Here is a 16,254-nt window from a genome sequence, read left to right as displayed (position 1 = left end):
AACTGTATAAGTTTTGAAAGCAATATTTCTTTTAATATTATTGATATTTTCTTCTTGTCTTATTGAGTTGTTAGGACAAGAGGTAGTGCTTATCCGCCATGCCAAAGTGGATATGGATGCGAAAGGATGGATGAGAGCAAGGAAAGCTGCCGAGTATCGCAAAAGCTACGATGTGTCACCCATTCATGACTTTGTTTCAGATGAAGTCCTGGACCAATTACCTGTGCTAAATTCAGATACTATTTATACCAGTGCTTTGTATCGCTCTAAGGAATCCGCAAATTGTTTGTTTGGCGATTCTGCTTTTTTTGTTGCCATGCCTATGCTAAACGAGTATGAATTACATGTGGTTAGATGGCCCCTGATTCTGCCCTATAAAGGATGGACTCGTATTTCAAGGGTTATGTGGTTGCTTGGTAAAAAGAAAGAAGGGGTAGAATCGCATAAAGAGGCCAAAGAAAGAACGAAAGAAGCGGTAGACTTTATTGAGGAAAAGAGCTTGCATAACCAACAGGTTGTTTTAGTCACACACGGTTTTTTAAACCGTAATATTGGCAGGGAACTGGAGAAAAGGGGATGGACCAGAACCTTAAATAATGGTAAGACTAACCTGGGGGCTACTGTTCTCAGAAAGAATTAAAATTCCAATTCTCCTTTTCCTTGCCTGATAATCTCAAACTCGCCTTGTGTGCAGTCCACCACTGTTGAAGGAACATTATTCCCGTAACCGCCATCAATAACGATGTCTACCTGGTTTTGAAATTTTTCGTAGATTAATTCAGGGTCGGTAGTATATTCTATTATCTCATCTTCATCGAGTACAGACGTGCTCAGTATAGGGTGCCCCAATTCCTTAACCAACTCTCTAATAATACTATTGGCAGGAATTCTGATTCCTACGGTTTTTTTATTGTTTTTAAAAAGTTTGGGAACATTTGAATTCGCATCAACAATAAAGGTGAAAGGGCCAGGTAAATTTCTTTTCATCAATTTAAAGGTGGCATTGTCCAAACTTTTAGTGTATTTGGATATCTGGCTTAAATCGTGACAGATAAATGAAAGGTGTTCTTTTTTTAGGTTGATGTTTTTGATTCGGGCAACTCGCTCAACAGCTTTGGCATTGTTGATATCGCAACCAATACCGTAAATGGTGTCGGTAGGGTAAATAACTACCGCACCTCTGCGCAATTCAGCAACAACTTCCCTGATGTCTTTGGGATTTGGGTTTTCTTTGTAGATTTTTAGAAACATAGATTTTTTCTTTGGATCAAAAATAGAATTTTTTGGGGAATAAGTGAATGTAAGATCAATTTGCCAGGATTTTATTGACTACCCATTGCGAGTTCCGTAACTTTATGGTAATGATTGATTTCATCGTTATCGGTTTTCGACAATTTATACACAGGTACTATGGGACATTTTAATTCATTACTTCGCAAAACACATTTTATTTGCTGGCATGGCCTAATAAAATGCACATTACTGATATTGATCTTTATGGTCGTTACTGCTTTGTCACTTGCTCAACAGGGTTGGTATTGGCAGAACCCCTTGCCGCAGGGAAATAATTTGTACGATGTTTATTTTCACGATAGAACAAATGGATGGGCATTAGGAGCCGATGGCACTATTTTATATACCAACGATCAAGGGTATTCTTGGGAAGAATATAAAATTGAGAGTCAGAGTGTGTTGTATGGAATGTTTTTTACTTCCGTCAGTAACGGATGGATTGTTGGTCAGCATGGAACAATCCTTTACTGGGATGGAACCACTTGGGAAGAACAAGAAAGTAATTATGATGGTTTGCTGTATGATGTATATTTCATTAATTCCAATACAGGATGGGCTGTGGGACAGGATGAAACGGTGTTACATACCGCAGACGGAGGTTTAAACTGGACAAGACTTACGTTTACAGGTACCCAACATTATTTTTCAGTTTATTTTATTGATGAAAACGAAGGGTATCTTTGCGGTGCAGCGGGTAATAATGGTGTAATAAAACATACCACCAATGGTGGAGACACCTGGTCGTTGGAAATTATTCCTGCTAATAGGATGAACTCCATTTGGTTCGGAGATGACGATAATGGTTGGGCTGTTGGCGACAATGGAGCTGTTTTCCATAAATCGTCTTCAGCAGGAGGTTGGGCATTACAAAGTTCGGGAACCACTAATAACCTTACATCGGTAGACGGGATCAATATACATCAGGTTTGGATATGTGGTGAGGACGGTGAGATGAGGCACACCAATAATGGGGGCGATACTTGGTTTTCTCAAAACAGTTCTGTAGATAACGATCTGCGTGCGGTTCACTATCACGATGGAGAAGTGGGGTGGGCCGTTGGCGACGAAGGTGTTGTTACGCACTCGAACAATGGAGGCGGCACTTGGAATAGGCTTGGTGAAGGCCCTACAGGTTATTTAAGGGAAATTAGCTTTAACCACCCATCCTTTGGTTTGGTAGTGGGCGATGATGGTTTAATTTATTATTCCATTGATGATGGCGAAACATGGAACGAAGATGCTAGTGGGATCTCTAGCCATTTGAATGCGGTGGACATTGCTTGGCATGCGATAAGTTACGACAGGGCCACGGCAGTTGGGGATAACGGAAATATACTAAGGGTGCTATGGGAACCAGACATGACCGACGAGCCCTGGGTTAAAATGCCATATGATTATGGTGATGAGTTTTTTGCTATTGATAATTATGGTTTCAGCGGTTGGGCAGCAGGTATCTTCGGAACCGTTATACATACTTCTAATGGGGGAAGCGTGTGGGAAAGACAACATCAGGATATGGGGTATCACTTATATGATATACAATTCCAGCCAAGAAACCATGTTTGGGCGGTCGGTATGGGTGGAAACATTATTTATTCTCCGGATAGGGGAGATACTTGGGAAGAACAGGTAAGCAATACTTTTACCAATCTTCATTCTGTTAGTTTTGCCGATTATCGCAGAGGTTGGGCTGTTGGGCTAAACGGTACTATTATTCATACCAATGATGGTGGGTCAACGTGGGAACAACAAACCAGTGGGACCTACGAAGCGCTATTCTCTGTGTTTTTTATAGATGAGAATAACGGTTGGATTGCTGGGGATGCCGGTACCATATTGCACACTAACGATGGCGGTTTAACATGGGGTAAACAAATAAGTGGTACCAACAATACGTTGTTTTCGGTTTTCTTTTCCGATTTGGCAACAGGCTGGGTCTGCGGAGAAAAGGGTACCATTCTTCATACGGTTGATGGAGGTGGGGCAACGTTATTTGAAGTATATGAACGGATCGATGTAAACGAAGAAATTCTTGATTTGTTGACTACCGAAGATGGATTAACCGTTGGTAGTAGTACCAAGGTCGCAAGCACCGATAAACTGGTTGGGGTGCAGCTTACGCTCGACGATGTGGGTCATACTTCGGTTGGCGATCTGACCATCATGTTCAGTCATGCAGGTGTTATGGATACCGTGATGTATCATTCAGGTGAAGACGGAGATAATATTCTGAACATGACCTTTTCGGATGCTTTGGAAATGCCTGCGGATAGTGCCGTTGCTCCGTTTACGGGAGGTTTTAAACCATATAAACCATTATCCGCGTTTAACGACCTTGATCCTACCGGAGCGTGGATACTAAGAATCCGGGATGATGTGAGTGGCAATACGGGAGTGTTAAACGCATGGTCTTTAAAATTATTTTTAGAAGACGAAAGTGGGACAACTACAATTAAAAATATAAAAAATAATAGAACAGCAGGGTTAAAATGCTACCCTAACCCAGTTCGTAATACTGCGATAATTAAATATTATTTGTCAAAGGCAGAGGATGTCGAATTGTCTGTTTTCGACCTGTCGGGCAGGAAAATAAGGATATTACAATCTTCGAGGAAACCTCAAGGTGTTAATACATATCGTTTAAATACCTCATCCTTGGCTAGCGGTATTTATTTTATTCAACTAAAAGCTGGCAACATCAATGAAGTAAATAGAATACTGGTGGAATAACGTTAAAAAAGGGAAGGCCTTATAACCTTCCCTTTTCTGTCTTTAATACACAAATATAAAAACGTTTACATTATTCAAATTGATACGGATTCCCGTTTTTATCAAAATAGGTAACCTCTCCAAATCTTTCGAGAGTTCCATATTTTTGTGCGTGATCCGCGTGTTCCCCGATTTTAGCAAATTTTTGAATAAACGACGAAACAAAAAAAAGCCACCCGAACTAATTCGGATGGCTTTGGATGAGCGAAAGACGGGGATCAAACCCGCGACCCTCAGCTTGGAAGGCTGATGCTCTATCAGCTGAGCTACTTTCGCTTGTTTTATTTTTTTTGGTTATCTCTAACCTAAGAGCCGATGGAGGGACTCGAACCCACGACCTGCTGATTACAAATCAGCTGCTCTAGCCAGCTGAGCTACATCGGCAAAATTTCGATTAAAACCAGACGTTTTCTGATTTATGTGGGGAGAGCAGGATTCGAACCTGCGAAGTCGTAAGACAACGGAGTTACAGTCCGTCCCAGTTGGCCGCTTTGGTATCTCCCCAAATATTAATTTCAATACATTACAATTTTCTACGTTTAGAAAACCAAAGAGCCGATGGAGGGACTCGAACCCACGACCTGCTGATTACAAATCAGCTGCTCTAGCCAGCTGAGCTACATCGGCGGGTGGGTAAGCTACCTGCATCGCACCGCTACAACCATCTACCCTTGCTGCTGTCAAGCCCTGGGGGAATTCAATAGGAGCTGGTCGTACAGGACTTACCCGTGCTTTAGCGGATGCAAAAGTAGAAAAAATCATATACCCGACAAGTGAAAAATCAAAAAAAATGAACTTTTTTTTTAGGCGTAATTTTAAGAGCTTTGTTATCAACAGGTTGTTTTTTTATTTTTTTTTCAAATAAAATAGTGATATTCGATTTCCAAATGAATATACGGTGTTTTTTTGTGCCGTTTATTATGAACAATATTATTAAAGCTTATCTTTGACAGAAATCTATTCTTAACTCAAAATTATTTAATTATGGAACAAGCAGCCTCAAAATCATCGACAGTTTATACTTATGGACTTTATTTAGGCATAGCATCAATCGTATTTAGCTTAATTACGTTTTATAGTGGAATGTTGGGGGATAAGTATTTTAGTTATTTGGGATTTGTAATAACAATTGCTTTTGTTTTTCTAGGTTTAAAGTATTATAAAGAAAAAGAGAATGGTGGATTCATGAAATACGGCCAAGGTGTTGGCCTTGGAGTATTAATTTCTTTGGTTGGAGGTGTTTTGTCAAGCGCATTCACATTTGTTTATTTTAGTTTTATAGATCCGGCAAAACACCAAGAGTTATTGGCTGTCATTCAAGAACAGCAATTGCAGGCAGGTGTTCCAGAAGCGCAATTAGAACAAATAGAAGGTGTGATGAGTATGATGTTAAGTCCAATGTCGTTGGCTTTAATGGGTGTAGTTGGAGCGGTATTTGGCGGCTTGATCATCTCGTTAATTATTTCAGCTATTCTTAAAAAAGACCCGGAACCAGCATTTTAATCAGCTTGGTAATTAATTATATTTGGAATGAATTTATCAATTGTAGTACCGCTTTTTAACGAAGAAGAATCGTTGTCTGAATTATATAACTGGGTAAGGCGAGTGCTGGCTCCCCTAGGCATTTCATTTGAAATTATTTTTATAGATGATGGAAGTAACGATACATCGTGGCAAGTAATTGAAGGTTTAGCTGCTGATCACGTGGAAGTGAAGGGAATTAAATTTCGCAGGAATTATGGAAAGTCGGCTGCACTTTATAGTGGTTTCGAAGCTGTGGAAGGAGAAGTGGTAATTACCATGGATGCCGATTTGCAAGATAACCCGGATGAACTGCCAGAGCTTTATCGAATGATAAAAGAGGATGGTTACGATTTGGTTAGTGGTTGGAAAAAGAAAAGGTTCGATCCATTGGGTAAAACTATTCCCAGTAAATTGTTTAACAGGACGGCAAGATACATTTCAGGTATAAAATTGCACGATTTTAATTGTGGCCTAAAGGCTTATCGAAAGGAAGTGGTCAAAAGTATCGAGGTTTATGGCGAGATGCACCGTTATATTCCAATACTGGCCAAGCGTAACGGTTTTGGTAAGATTGGCGAAAAAATAGTGGTTCATCGCGAAAGGCAGTATGGTGTCTCAAAGTTTGGGATGGAGCGATTTCTGAAAGGTTTTCTCGACTTGTTGTCGGTTACGTTTATTTCAAAGTTTGGAAAGCGACCGATGCATCTATTCGGAGGATTAGGAACATTAATGTTTCTGGTAGGATTCAGTTCCGCGTTTTACCTGGGAGCCCATAAACTTTATAGTGTGTATCACAACATCAAAGAGGCTTTAGTAATATCGAGTCCGTATTTTTATATTTCCTTAACGAGCATGATTATTGGAACCCAATTGTTTTTAGCTGGTTTTTTGGCCGAGCTTGTTTCAAGAAATAATCCCGAGCGAAATAAATATCAGATTGAAAAAAGTGTAAAATAAATTATGATGTCATTTTATAGTTCGATAGTTAAAGCATACGACGAAATATTTCCATTAAATAAAGTGCAGGCCAATTTAATTGAGGAATTGTTCCAAGGTTTAGGAGGGAAGAGAGTGTTGGATTGCGGTTGTGGTACAGGTAGTTTAGCGATAGAACTTGGCCGTAGGAGCGCAAATGTTGATGCATTCGACTTAGACGAAAGTATGGTTGCAAAAGCTGAAGCAAAACGCCCTCAGGCACTTAATGTGAATTTTGCCAAAGACGATTTGCTCAGGTTTTCAGATAATTATAAAAAAGACAGTTATGATGTGGCTTATTGTTTAGGCAATACCTTGGCTCATTTGCCCAGCCTTGAGGAAGTAGGGCAATATATTAACGCAGCCGCTTCTGTGCTGAAACCCGGAGCGTTTGTATTGGTGCAGGTTGTGAATTTCGATAGGGTGATTAGCAATAAGATTTCGCAATTGCCAACCATTGAGAGCGAAAATTATGTCTTTGAACGAAACTATATTCCGGAAGAACACGGAGTCATCCAGTTTTCCACCGTGCTGAAAGTTAAGCGGAGTGTAGAATCTTACACGCAATCTTTATCACTAATCCCAATTTTAAAGGAGGATTTGGTCAAGATGCTTTCTGAACAATTTGAAGAAGTGCAGTTTTTTGGTTCGTTTAAAAAAGAAAAGTGGTTGGAAGATTCTTTCCATACGGTTGTGCTAGCGAAAAAACGCACCGGACAAAGCGTGTAAACCGCGAGATTAGTTAAGAATAAAAATGCCCGGTGCTTAAATTTTTTCTTCTATAAAATTAAGCATTTTATTTAATTCCTGAGGATGGAACCACATAATTTCTTTATCTCGTTTAAACCAAGTGAGTTGTTTTTTTGCATACCTACGTGTGTTCCGCTTTATTAATTCTATGGCTTTCTGTAAATCATATTCACCATCGAAATGTGCAAATAGCTCTTTGTAGCCGACAGTATTTAAAGAGTTTAGGTTTTTTAGTGGGTAGAGTTGCCTGGCTTCTTCTATTAACCCTTCTTCCTTCATCAGGTCGACCCTTCGATTGATTCGGTCGTATAAATCTTTCCGGTCCATTTCAAGCCCAATTTTTACCATGTTAAAAGGGCGATGCTTGATTGAGTTGGTTCGGAGCGAGCTGTATGGTTTTCCGGTCATCAGGCATATTTCAACTGCATGAATCACTCTTTTGTGGTTCATCAAATCAACCTGGTCGTAAAATACAGGATCCAACTGCTTAAGCTGTCTGCGGATGGAATCTATGCCTTCGGTATCGTATTGTTGCTTTAAATTATCTCTTAATTCCTGATCAATAGTGGGTAGTTCGTCTATGCCTTTGCACACAGCATCCACATACATCATTGAACCGCCAGTTAAAACCAATTGGTTGTGATTTTTAAAGAGCACTTCGCTCATTTTAAGGGCATCCTGTTCAAATTCCCAGGCACTGTAATAATCGTGAATAGAGTGGCTTCCTATGTTGTGGTGTTTGGCTGCAGCAAGTTCCTCAAGGGTAGGTGTTGCAGTACCAATTTTCAGTTCTTTAAATATTTGTCTCGAATCGGCCGATATGATCTCGGTATTAAAATGATTGGCAATTCGTATGCTGGTTTTGGTTTTGCCAATTCCCGTTGGGCCAACAACTACGATAAGCGTTTTTTGCATTAATGGTTTCAAGTAAAAGCATTTTTTTTGTTAGGGTAATTACAGGTCTTCCAGGTTATCGGTATACGATATCATGGAATCGTCATCGTGGTCATCGTCCTCCAAACCCAGAAAGGCATCATCGCTGTAGTCAAGATCTATATTTATTGAAGGCTCGCCCATGCTTTCTCCGAGTAATTCGCTCATGTCTAGCTGTTCGGGAGCTTCTCCAACCGACCTAATACATTTAGGAGATGGGCAGGATGAGCCGACGATTTCATATGTTTCAATAAACAGACTACGTTCGTTAAAGAAATCAAAAACATACAATAATCGTTGTTTCTTTTCAAATATAAATCTATTGAGTTTGGTGTCTGCCATGATTAACGATTCGTTGGCTTCGTCCACGGCCATGTCCATAAGTGTTATTTCTTCATTTTTCTGCCACTCATCGTCCGTCATAAAGAATGATGCCATTTGACCCTCATCAAATTTTAAAATTTTTTGAATGAAGTTATGAAGTTCAAGAAAAGTTGCACCACCACTAATTTCTATCTCTCTAAGAAAATCCTCGTCTTCTCCTGAAATTATTCTTAATCTTATCGTCATCGTTTATTTTTTAAGGACGGCAAATATATTAAAATCTTATTTTGCCAAGCGTTAAAATTACTCTCTTTTTACTGTGAGAAAAAACATTTTAACCAGCGCAATGTTTATTGTCTAACCAGTTGAAAATATACTTATGTGTTGTTTTAACGTTAAAGTTTTTAAAAGGTTGTGCATGGACTATGTTCTATGAACGAATTAAGCACGGTTTAATTATTTGCGTTAAGGTTAAAAAAACAAAGTGGAATGTGTTCAATATATTTTAAATGTGTTATTGTAAATTGTAGTTTGTTTATGAGAATTTTAGTTTGGGGAGTTTTAACAATGCTTGTTTTACTGTTTTCAGGTTGTGCTCGCAATAAAACAGAGAAAAAAACAAAGGAAAAAGAATGGGCATCACCTGCCACATCGATGAGCAACAGAAACGACAGGTTTGAAGCGGGAAAACTAGTTTATGATAGGAATTGCAAGATCTGTCATCAGGCCAACAGGATGGGGATTGAAAAAATTTATCCTCCGTTAAAAAATACCAAAAGAGTTACGGGCGATAAGGAGTATTTGATTGATGTTGTGTTAAACGGGATGAGTGAGGAGATTGTTGTTGAAGGCGTAAAATACAAAGGGGTAATGGCCTCTTACCGAAACCTCACGGATCAGCAAATTGCAGATGTCATTAATTATATTCGAAGCGACAGCAAAGCCGCAAGTGCCATGGTTTCAGCAGGTGAGGTAAAGCAAATGAGGTAGTCTATAGAATTTTAATTTGTGCCGCTTCTTTTTTTATCGTTTTTTTACCCTCCTAAATTTATTTGAACCATGACAAAACAACAAGGTTATACCACTCGGTCCATCCATGCTTCTTTCCCTAAAAATGATGTTTACAACTCGTTACATATGCCTATTTACGACGGCGTAGCGTATGAGTTTGATACATCACAAGATATCGAAAATGTATTTTCCGGCAAGGAAACGGCTCACCTTTATAGCAGAACATCAAATCCTACAGTGGAGTATTTCGAACAAAAACTTGGAAATGTTACAGGGGCTAAAAATGTTGTGGCACTTGCGTCGGGAATGGCGGCCATTTCAAATACCTTGCTGGCAGTGGTAGAACCAGGTGGAAATGTGGTTACTTCCAATCATCTTTTTGGACATACCTATGCTTTTTTCAAAGATACCTTGAAAACCTGGGGCATTGAGGTGAAGTTTGTGGACATGAGTAAACCGGAAGAGGTGGAGAAGGCCATGGACGAGAAAACACGTGTTTTGTTTTTTGAAACTATTACCAATCCTCAATTGGAGGTGGCCGATATTTCGGTTTTATCTGCTATTGCGCATTCCCGGAATGTTGCGGTTATAGCCGATTCAACAATAACTCCTCCTTATGTTTTAAAGTCCGTGGATTTTGGTGTCGATGTGGAGGTTATGTCTACTACTAAGTTTATTTCGGGAGGGGCTGCCGCTGTCGGTGGAGCAGTTGTTGATAATGGTACTTTTGATTGGCGCCGGATCCCTGCCTTAAACACCTGGTCGGAAAAATTCTCAGGGAACGGACTTGTGGCTCGTATCCGAAAAGAAATCTTTCGGCACCTTGGAGGGTGCATGACGGCTCATACAGCCCACTTTCTGAATTTGGGAATGGACACTTTGGCTCTAAGAGTGGATAGGTGCGTTGAAAACTGCTTGGAATTGGGGGAGTTCTTTGAAAACAACGGTAAAGTGAAGTCAGTAAATTATCCGGGACTTCGGTCGCACCCAAATTACGGATTGAGTTTAAAGCAATTTTCGGCTAAACCGGGTGCTGTTCTGACCATTGACTTGGAATCCAAAGAGCAATGTTACAGATTTATGGATGCTTTACAAGTGGTGCGTAGGGCAACTAATTTAAACGATAATAAAACGCTGATCATTCATCCATGGTCTACCATATATACCGAGTTTTCTGATGCGGAAAAAAAAGAAATGCATATTCGGGATACCATGTTAAGAATATCGGTAGGAATTGAAGATGTTCAGGATTTGCTGTATGATTTTAAGCAAGCATTAACTTTGTTGTAATGGAACAATTAAGACAATAAAATATGGTGTAGCACGATACATAGAGAGTGGTTGTGTTAAAATTTAAAGGTTAATACGAAAGTATACATGATTTCTAAAAAAATTCTAGCTCCGGTGATGCTTTTTGTTGTTTTCAACATATCATTTGCTCAAAACAACAGAATGTCGAATGATGAGGCTGGCGGTATTTTGCATAAAATGGCCGTTATAGCTGATTGGGGCATGGAAACTTTAACCTTCGAGAAAGAAAAATATACTTTTTTCGCATTCCCTTTAATGAGTTATGAAGATAGAACCCAACTCGAGTTTGGCATTATGCCTGTTTGGAGATTTTATTTGGGAGGAAATGAAAAAAGTAATGCCTATTATCGCCCATCAAACATTGCTCCTTCCGTAATGTATTCGACCAGTGGGATGTATGAGTTTAAATTTGCATCCAACTTTTTTACCAAAAATAATTGGCATATCCGAAATAGGTGGTTATATCAATGGATGCCTGATAAGTTCTATAGTATCGGCAATTTTGCCAACAAAGATGTGTATTCCGATATTGAGTTAAAGAAGTTGGAATTCACGGGTAAAGTAATGAAAGGGATTACCGAAAAGGTGTTTCTGGGAATTAATTATGATGTTGGTGTCTTGGATGTTAAGGATGTGGGAATTGGTTTGTTAAATAATGGTGTAGAGGGTTATGAAGGCGGGAATATTATTGGTTTTGGGCCCATTGTAAGCCACGATACCCGAAACAATATCGTTTATCCCAATAAAGGGAGTTATATCTCATTTGACTATACTTATTATCCCAAATCAATTGGTGACTTTAGTTTTTCCAGCTTAACTTTTGATGCTCGAAAGTTTTTTGATTTGGGTAAAAAGGAGAGGGTGTTGGCAACACAAATCTATTTGAAGTCGGCCGATGGGGATGTGCCATTTTTTCGTTTGCCTGTTTTAGGAGGGAAAAGGTTTTTTCGGGGAGTTTCACATCCCTATAAATATATGGATAAAAACATGTTGTACTTGCAAGCCGCATACCGATCGCATTTGGTATGGCGATTTGGGTATGAGGTTTTTACCGGTGCTGGTAATATATTCAACAAATGGAACTCAACTCTGTTCGAGGACGTTCATGTGATGGCCGGTTTGGGATTGAGAATCAGGGTTATTGAAAAAGAAAAATTAAATTTCAGATTCGATTACGGGCTTGCAACGAATGGAGATTCCGGTTTCTTTTTTACTTTGGGTGAGGCGTTTTAGTTTGTAATATTGATCAATACCAGAATCATTACTTTGTAATTTTTATTCCCAATAAATCATATTAATATAGTAGCTATAATTTAGTAAATATTTATTTGTTTCTGTTATTTTGCGTGAACTTATAGTATACTTGTATGGTTAAATACATACAGGTTAAGTATGTGTTAATAAAATAGAGGTAAAAGATGAAATTTTCAAAGAAAACGGAATATGGATTGAGATTTCTGCTGGCATTGGCAGAACTAAGTGAGGGAAGGTTTATGGGGATTTATCAGATTTCGTTGCGGCACAGTATTCCAATGAAATTTTTAGAAGCCATTGCTGTTGCGTTGAAAAAAGCCGGATTGTTGGAGGTGAAAAAAGGTGCAGGAGGTGGATATCGGTTGAAATTTAAACCGGATGAAATATCGTTGCTCATGGTTTTTGATTGTTTGGAAGATTCCTACAAAAAGGAATTGGACATTACCGGGGATATCTCCAGTAATCAAAAGGCTGTCGCAATAATATTAAATGAGACCATTGCAGGCGTGCGCGGTGTGTTATCCGAAAAAACAATATATGATATTCAAAAGCAGTATAAAGATTTAAACGAGAGTTTGATGTACTATATTTAACTTGGTCGTATAACGGCGGGAGAATTATTGGAATGAAGCCCCAGTATCTTCGAATTAAAAATGTTCTTACAATAAAAACTGGATCGTGATTGAAGAATGAACTTATTAAAGTTTAACAGGGTAATGCTGGCATTGTGGTTCATGAGCCATATTAAAATTTAATTATAATCGGAAAATAAATAAAACGAATTATTATGAGCGGTATAGCAGAAAATGTAATTGAGCTAATTGGAAATACTCCATTGGTGCAGGTTAACCGAATGAACGAAGGAGGAGCGCAGGTTGTGGCTAAACTGGAGTTTTATAATCCTGCAAGTTCTGTGAAAGATAGAATTGCATACGCTATGATAGCGGACGCAGAAAGAAACGGCAAGTTAGATAAAGATACTGTTATTGTTGAGCCAACCAGTGGAAATACCGGTGTTGGATTGGCCTTTGTGGCAGCGGTAAAGGGGTATCGTTTAATTTTGACTATGCCAGAAAGTATGAGTATTGAAAGAAGAAAGTTACTCAAAAAATTCGGTGCTGAACTTGTTCTCACTCCTGCTGCTCAGGGCATGAAAGGTGCAATCTCAAGAGCGCAGGAAATTGCCAGTGAACACAAGAAAGCATTCATTCCGCAGCAATTTGATAATCCGGCTAATCCTTCGATACACAGATGTACTACAGCCCAGGAGATTTGGAAAGATACGGATGGTAAAATCGATGTGTTTGTTGCCGGGGTTGGAACAGGAGGTACTATCACAGGTGTGGGAGAGGAACTGAAAATGAAAAATCCGGAATTAAAGGTTGTTGCGGTCGAGCCAATGGATTCTCCTGTTATTTCAGGCGGACAGCCGGGCCCTCATAAAATACAGGGTATTGGAGCCGGGTTTATTCCCAAAAACTTAAATGTTGAAGTGGTAGATGAGGTGATTAAGGTTTCAAACGAGGATGCGGTTCAATCTAGCCATAAGGCTGCTTTGGAAGAAGGGTTGTTGTGTGGTTATTCTTCAGGAGCCGCTCTTTGGGCTGCGCTGGAATTATCAAAACGTGAGGAGTTGAAGGGAAAGCGGATTGTGGTAATATTGCCTGATACCGGAGAAAGGTATTTAAGCAGCTACGAAATTTAACTGTTCCAAATAGAAATACCTATTATTGGTTATCTGACAAAAGGAATTGATTATCAGTGCGTGTCGTTGGTAATCAATTTTTATATAAAGACAGTTCTTAGCCTGGTATAAACAGAGTTTGAACTGGGGAGGAACGACAAAACATATGCTGAAACCATGTTAAATATTCATTCTGCGGTATGACTTTTCTTCCGATATCCATAAATGTAAGTAAGCAACAGATCTTGATTGTTGGTGGAGGCAAAGTGGCTTTGCATAAAATTACTTTGTTAAAACGATTCACCTCAAATTTCAAGGTAATCGCCCCTCGTATTTTAGAAGAAGTAAAAGAGATAGAGGGTGTTGAAATAGAGGAAAGAAATTACGTAGAGACTGATTTAAAGTCACATCTTTTGGTTTATGCAACCACAAACAACCATGAATTGAATCACCAAATAAGTGACCAGGGTAAAAAATATGGTTGCCTGGTAAATGTGGCAGACAGTGCGGAATATAGTGATTTTGTATCACCGGCTATTTTTAAGCACGGGGAATTGACAATTGCAGTTGGGTCCAATGGTAAAGATGTAAAAGCTTCCATAGCATTGAGGAATAAAATAAAAAGGTTTTTACGTGGTTAATTTTAAGATATCGAAAAAAATATATGGAAGAAATTAAGATAGCTATTGAGGGAAAGTACAGTAAAATTATTTCTTTTGATGAGGTTCAACAAATATTAAAGGACTCCGAAATAGGATACCAGCTGCTTACTGTAGGTACTAACCGTAAATCAAATATTGCTATGGAGGAGGTAGAATTTCCTCCTGTATCCAAGTTGTTGGAAGATTCAGTTTTAGGTGAAAAGGCCGATTTGTATATTTTGCCAGCAAAGGAACTTCCATATCCATTGCTTTCGGGTCTTGATGTTTTTGCCCTGCTTCCTTCTAAAGGCATTGGCGTGGGCCAATCTTCGCCTCTCAGTGAATTAGTAGCGCTGGTTGGAAGCATAGAAAACGAAAAACTGAAGAAGTGTTTTGAATTGAAGGATGTTCGAAAAAGCTGGGGGAGGGTTGTGCTAGCCGGTTTTGGGCCAGGGGATGAAGGGTTAATTACAAAAAAAACTGAATTTAATCTAAGTCACTCCGACATTATATTCTACGACGACTTAATTAACGAAGCATATTTAAACAATACGTTTAGTGCTGAAAAGGTGTATGTAGGTAAGCGCAAGGGGCAGCACAAATTTGATCAGGAGAAGATTAATGAACTCATGTATCAGGAGGCCATTAAAGGAAAATGGGTAGTACGGCTGAAAGGTGGTGACCCTATGATTTTTGGACGTGGCGCCGAAGAGTATCATTATGTGAGTAGTAGATGGGTAAAAGCGGAGATATTACCAGGCATCTCCAGTGCCTTTGCGGCAGCGGCAAATGCTGTAATTCCTTTTACCGAAAGATCCTTGGCCTCTTCCGTTGCGTTTTTATCGGCGCATGATATGCATAAGGTAAAAATTCCCCAAGCGGATACCTTGGTGTTTTTTATGGGAGCTTCCAATCAACAGGGATTAGCAAAACTGATTATCGCGGAAGGATGGCCGGAGAGTACACCTGTTGCGGTGGTACATAATGCTTCCAATCCTGGCCAAAAAATCTATAAGGGTAACTTGTATGAATTAAAGGTAAAAGGATCGGGATTGCCTTCTCCCTCTATAATCTTTGTGGGTAAAACAGCTGGCGAATTTGCCGGTTTGCAAAATAAATGGTTGTATACTGGAGCGTCATTAGACGAAATAAAATATCGTACCGATTTGGTTCATACACCTTTGATTTCTATTGAACCTGCTATGCCAGATCAAGAAACAAAATTAGCTTTTGATAATTTGACTTCTTACGACAGGATTGTCTTTTCCGGCAGATATGCGGTTTACTATTTCTTTGAAAAGCTCTTTGAGTCTGAAAAAGATGTTCGGGATTTGTCCGGTATTCAGATTGACTCTATTGGGAGGACTACTTCGAAAGCGCTGAAAGAAAAAGGATTGATTGTGGGTGCTTTATCGCATAAAGAATCTGTTGATGGTATGTTGCAGGTGTACGGAAAGCAAAGGGTGAGCGGCGAAAATATATTGGTGCCCTGTTCAAATCAATCAACAGGAACCCTGCAAAAAGGATTGCGCAGGTTAGGTAACCGTGTGAGCGAAATTCAATTGTATCAAGTGGTTAAAAATAAATCAATTGTAAAGCAAAACCTGGACGGATTCGAAGGAGTCGTTTTTACATCTCCTGCAACCGTGGAAGCTTTTTTCGAGGTATATGATCATATCCCTTCACATTTAAAGGTTAAATGTAGGGGAAAATTAACCGAAAAACTGTTTGTCAAATTAAACAGGGGCAACGAAATAATAAAGTGACCTGCGAGTTGGTTGCGTG

At 39.3% G+C, this 16,254-nt stretch carries 15 protein-coding genes and 4 tRNA genes; 12 read left to right on the top strand and 7 right to left on the bottom strand.

Features of this window, described 5'->3' with window-relative positions; translation table 11 throughout:
* Positions 1-13: 13 nt before the first annotated feature.
* Positions 14-640, top strand: a complete 627-nt coding sequence (locus tag ACT29I_RS02795; RefSeq protein WP_430932218.1) for a histidine phosphatase family protein — start codon at positions 14-16, stop codon at positions 638-640.
* Here the strand turns inward: ACT29I_RS02795 and ACT29I_RS02790 are convergent.
* Entirely contained in the window at positions 637-1,251 is a 615-nt protein-coding gene (locus ACT29I_RS02790; protein ID WP_430932217.1) for an L-threonylcarbamoyladenylate synthase, read from the bottom strand. The genes ACT29I_RS02795 and ACT29I_RS02790 overlap by 4 nt on opposite strands.
* Before the next feature lie 159 nt (positions 1,252-1,410).
* Here ACT29I_RS02790 and ACT29I_RS02785 point away from each other — a divergent pair, with 159 nt between their 5' ends.
* Positions 1,411-4,023, top strand: coding sequence for a YCF48-related protein (locus ACT29I_RS02785; RefSeq protein WP_444792652.1), 2,613 nt, complete (start codon positions 1,411-1,413; stop codon positions 4,021-4,023).
* Between the two features lie 242 nt (positions 4,024-4,265).
* Here the strand turns inward: ACT29I_RS02785 and ACT29I_RS02780 are convergent.
* The 4 genes from ACT29I_RS02780 to ACT29I_RS02765 form a co-directional block, all read right to left on the bottom strand.
* Positions 4,266-4,338 (bottom strand) — tRNA-Gly (locus tag ACT29I_RS02780).
* A gap of 34 nt (positions 4,339-4,372) precedes the next feature.
* Positions 4,373-4,446: transfer RNA gene (locus tag ACT29I_RS02775), tRNA-Thr, on the bottom strand.
* A gap of 37 nt (positions 4,447-4,483) precedes the next feature.
* A tRNA-Tyr gene (locus ACT29I_RS02770) sits at positions 4,484-4,566 on the bottom strand.
* Between the two features lie 49 nt (positions 4,567-4,615).
* A tRNA-Thr gene (locus tag ACT29I_RS02765) sits at positions 4,616-4,689 on the bottom strand.
* Between the two features lie 357 nt (positions 4,690-5,046).
* Between ACT29I_RS02765 and ACT29I_RS02760 the strand changes: the two genes are divergently transcribed.
* From ACT29I_RS02760 to ACT29I_RS02750, 3 genes are read left to right on the top strand one after another with little or no spacing between them, the layout of a single operon-like run.
* Positions 5,047-5,565 (top strand): DUF4199 domain-containing protein, encoded by a 519-nt coding sequence (locus ACT29I_RS02760; protein ID WP_430932215.1) that lies wholly within the window; start codon positions 5,047-5,049, stop codon positions 5,563-5,565.
* A gap of 27 nt (positions 5,566-5,592) precedes the next feature.
* Positions 5,593-6,543 carry a glycosyltransferase family 2 protein gene (locus ACT29I_RS02755; RefSeq protein ID WP_430932214.1) on the top strand — a complete coding sequence of 317 codons (951 nt, stop codon included), beginning with the start codon at positions 5,593-5,595 and terminating at the stop codon, positions 6,541-6,543.
* A gap of 3 nt (positions 6,544-6,546) precedes the next feature.
* On the top strand, positions 6,547-7,290 hold the full coding sequence (locus ACT29I_RS02750) for a class I SAM-dependent methyltransferase (protein WP_444792651.1): 744 nt from the start codon (positions 6,547-6,549) through the stop codon (positions 7,288-7,290).
* Between the two features lie 36 nt (positions 7,291-7,326).
* Here ACT29I_RS02750 and miaA read toward each other — a convergent pair whose 3' ends face one another.
* Together miaA and ACT29I_RS02740 are read right to left on the bottom strand one after the other, a co-directional pair.
* Positions 7,327-8,238, bottom strand: coding sequence for a tRNA (adenosine(37)-N6)-dimethylallyltransferase MiaA (gene miaA, locus ACT29I_RS02745; RefSeq protein ID WP_430932212.1), 912 nt, complete (start codon positions 8,236-8,238; stop codon positions 7,327-7,329).
* Between the two features lie 27 nt (positions 8,239-8,265).
* Positions 8,266-8,814 (bottom strand): IS1096 element passenger TnpR family protein, encoded by a 549-nt coding sequence (locus tag ACT29I_RS02740; RefSeq protein WP_430932211.1) that lies wholly within the window; start codon positions 8,812-8,814, stop codon positions 8,266-8,268.
* 291 nt (positions 8,815-9,105) lie between these two features.
* Here ACT29I_RS02740 and ACT29I_RS02735 point away from each other — a divergent pair, with 291 nt between their 5' ends.
* From ACT29I_RS02735 to cobA, 7 genes are all read left to right on the top strand, one after another.
* Positions 9,106-9,558 (top strand): c-type cytochrome, encoded by a 453-nt coding sequence (locus tag ACT29I_RS02735; protein ID WP_430932210.1) that lies wholly within the window; start codon positions 9,106-9,108, stop codon positions 9,556-9,558.
* 69 nt (positions 9,559-9,627) lie between these two features.
* Positions 9,628-10,869 (top strand): aminotransferase class I/II-fold pyridoxal phosphate-dependent enzyme, encoded by a 1,242-nt coding sequence (locus ACT29I_RS02730; protein ID WP_430932209.1) that lies wholly within the window; start codon positions 9,628-9,630, stop codon positions 10,867-10,869.
* An 87-nt stretch (positions 10,870-10,956) separates the two neighbouring features.
* On the top strand, positions 10,957-12,123 hold the full coding sequence (locus ACT29I_RS02725) for a hypothetical protein (RefSeq protein ID WP_430932208.1): 1,167 nt from the start codon (positions 10,957-10,959) through the stop codon (positions 12,121-12,123).
* A gap of 185 nt (positions 12,124-12,308) precedes the next feature.
* Positions 12,309-12,737, top strand: a complete 429-nt coding sequence (locus ACT29I_RS02720; RefSeq protein ID WP_444792650.1) for an Rrf2 family transcriptional regulator — start codon at positions 12,309-12,311, stop codon at positions 12,735-12,737.
* Positions 12,738-12,931: 194 nt separating this feature from the next.
* Complete coding sequence (gene cysK / locus ACT29I_RS02715) at positions 12,932-13,849, top strand: cysteine synthase A (protein WP_444792649.1); 918 nt, start codon at positions 12,932-12,934, stop codon at positions 13,847-13,849.
* Positions 13,850-14,028: 179 nt separating this feature from the next.
* Positions 14,029-14,469 (top strand): precorrin-2 dehydrogenase/sirohydrochlorin ferrochelatase family protein, encoded by a 441-nt coding sequence (locus tag ACT29I_RS02710; protein ID WP_430932205.1) that lies wholly within the window; start codon positions 14,029-14,031, stop codon positions 14,467-14,469.
* Positions 14,470-14,492: 23 nt separating this feature from the next.
* Positions 14,493-16,235 (top strand): uroporphyrinogen-III C-methyltransferase, encoded by a 1,743-nt coding sequence (cobA, locus tag ACT29I_RS02705; RefSeq protein ID WP_444792648.1) that lies wholly within the window; start codon positions 14,493-14,495, stop codon positions 16,233-16,235.
* Positions 16,236-16,254: the final 19 nt, after the last annotated feature.

It is taken from the genome of Saccharicrinis sp. GN24d3, assembly GCF_052400645.1.
Taxonomy (GTDB): Bacteria; Bacteroidota; Bacteroidia; order Bacteroidales; family Marinilabiliaceae; genus Saccharicrinis.
The sequence above is the reverse complement of the archived record's forward strand: the minus strand, read 5'-3'. Positions and strand labels throughout refer to the sequence as shown.